Origin of the sequence: Kitasatospora sp. NPDC058190 (assembly GCF_042883685.1) — a bacterium.
GTDB lineage: Bacteria > Actinomycetota > Actinomycetes > Streptomycetales > Streptomycetaceae > Kitasatospora.
The window spans coordinates 1-2,316 of sequence record NZ_JBHVVI010000277.1; the positions used below are offsets into that span (position 1 = coordinate 1).

2 protein-coding genes are annotated in these 2,316 nt (G+C 76.5%); both read right to left on the minus strand.

Going from position 1 to position 2,316, the window contains the following annotated elements:
• Nucleotides 1-52 precede the first annotated feature (52 nt).
• Complete coding sequence (locus tag ACFVWU_RS44740) at nucleotides 53-1,777, minus strand: protein kinase (protein WP_387632441.1); 1,725 nt, start codon at nucleotides 1,775-1,777, stop codon at nucleotides 53-55.
• Between the two features lie 352 nt (nucleotides 1,778-2,129).
• A partial coding sequence (locus tag ACFVWU_RS44745) for a TetR family transcriptional regulator C-terminal domain-containing protein (RefSeq protein ID WP_387632444.1) occupies nucleotides 2,130-2,316 on the minus strand: 187 nt, incomplete at its 5' end.

The window sequence follows — 2,316 nt, forward strand, 5'->3', positions numbered from 1 at the left end:
TCCCTCCACCGGCCGGTGGAGGGACGACGGGCTCTCGGCCGTGCCGACCGGCTCAGCCCTTGCGGCGGTAGTGGTCCAGTGACACCTTGACCGGCCCGTCAGCGCCGGCCGTCGACAGGACCCGGACCACGGCCAGCTCCCGGCCGTCCGCGGACCGGACGCAGAAGGCGCCGTGCGCGCCGACCGCGCTGAACGGCAGTCGCGCGGTGGGCCGGCTGCCGAGCCCCTGGAGGCACTCGGTGACGCCGAGACCGGCGTCCCGGCCGATGTAGGAGTCGGCGCTCTCCGGGATGAGGAACTCGCCGCCGTCGGTGCGCCCGACGTACCAGCTCGCGCTGTCGGCCGGCACCACCGTGCCCGAGGCCAGGTCGAACTCGTACCCGGCGTCCGCAGAGGTGAGCTCGACCGCCTGGTAGTCCGCCGTGTAGTCGGGGGCGGGCGCCGACGGCGCCGGGCGGGTCGGCGAGGCCGTCGCGGGGCCCGAGTGCGCGGGGCCCGGCGATCCGGTGGGCGTCGACGAGGCCGGAGGTGCGGCGGGCTCGGGGAAGCCGGACACCGGGGCCTCGGCCGTCGCCGCCTCCACCGGATCCGGGTCGTCGAGCACGAACACCGCCGCCGCGGCGCCGACGGCCAGGGCGACGGCGGCGATCAGCGCGGTGCGCCCGAGGGCCCGCTTCGGCCGCGCGTCCGGACGCGTGCCCGGCCCCGGTGCGGCGCCGGCTTCGGGGGAGGCCGCCACCGGGGCGGGCGCGGCGGGCGCGGCGGCGAGCAGGGTGGGCGTCGGCCCGGCCGATGGCGCGAGGACCGTCGGGGCCGAGTCCAGGCCAGGGTGGGCGGCCTCGGCGGGCGCCTGGGGCAGGTCGGCGTGCCGGGTGATCTGGCTGGTCAGCGGGTACGGCAGCCAGTCCTCGCCGAATCTGAGCCGCCCGCCCACCGCCGGGTGGCTGCGGGCGGCGGCGATCACCTCGGCGGTGGTCGGCCGGTCCTCCGGCCGTTTGGCCAGGCAGCGCCGGAGCAGTTCGCGCAGGCTCTCCGGGACCCGGTCGAGGTCGGGCTCCTCGTGGACCGTCCGGTAGAGCGCCGCCGGGTCCGGTCCGTCTCCGAAGGGCGGGGTGCCACCCGCGACGTGGACGCCGAGGGCGCCGAGGGCGTACACGTCGGTGGCCGGTGTCGCGGCCTGTCCCATGGCCTGCTCGGGGGCCATGTAGGCGGGCGAGCCGATCCGCAGCCCGGTGCCGGTCAGCGCGCTGGCGTCGGCCGCGCGGGCGATGCCGAAGTCGATCACCCGGGGGCCGTCGGCGGCGATCAGCACATTGGCCGGCTTGAGGTCGCGGTGGACCACCCCGCTGGCGTGGATCGCCTCGAGCGCCTCGGCGATGCCGGCCAGCAGCAGCAGGACGGTCCGCTCGGGGAGCGGGCCGAAGCGCTGCACCACCTGCTGCAGGGACGGGCCCGGCACGTAGGTGGTGGCCAGCCACGGCGTGGCGGCGTCCGGGCCGGCGTCGACCAGCTGTGCGGTGAACAGGCCGTGGATGCGCCGGGCGCTGGCCACCTCCTGGGCGAACCGGGCCCGGAACTCGGGGTCCTCGGCGAGCTCGGGCCGGACCACCTTGAGCGCCACCGGCCGACCGCCCGGGGTGTACGCGAGGTAGACCCGGCCCATGCCGCCGGCGCCGAGCCGCGCGTACAGCAGGTGGCCGCCGATCTCGCGTGGGTCGTCCGCGGTCAGCTCCTGGAAGACCGGCTGGAGGGCGAAGGGGGATCGGTCAGCGGACATGCGGGCGGCCTCTCTCGGCGGACAAGGAGGGTGGGGTGGCCGGAACGGCGTCCACGGGCGGCCGCGACGCTGTGCGGCGAGGACGGCATCGCGAAGTTTAGAGGTTCCTTCAGGGGAAGGTGCGGCGGGCCCGGTGGGAGGCTGGTGGGGGCCTGGTGGGGGTGGCGATCCGGGCATCGGGCACGGGTGCGGGAGGGGCGGTCCGGGGCGTTTCGGGTGATTGGCTGAACTTTCAGTTCGACGGAGGACGTCGCCGTCGTCCTGGCGATGGTCATCGCCCTGTGCGGAAGCGGCATCGGGCGCCGCAGGGACCGTCACGGAGTGCGGTGCCCGTCTCCGTCGCCCGGTCGCGTCAGGGGTCGAGCCGGGAGATCTCGGTGTCGATGGCGTCGGTCATGAGGGCGCGGGCATGGGTGACGGGGAGGCTGCCGCTGAGCCAGCGCGTGCTCAGCCCCTCCAGCAGGGCGGTCAGCCGTTCGGCGGCGCCGGCCAGCGCGACCGCCGAGGACATCGGCCGTACGACGCCGAGCAGTTCGGCG

What these genes read in the sequence shown, in the direction of transcription:
- ACFVWU_RS44740 (WP_387632441.1), bottom strand. Translation starts at nt 1,777, where the DNA reads ATGTCCGCTGACCGATCCCCCTTCGCCCTCCAGCCGGTCTTCCAGGAG.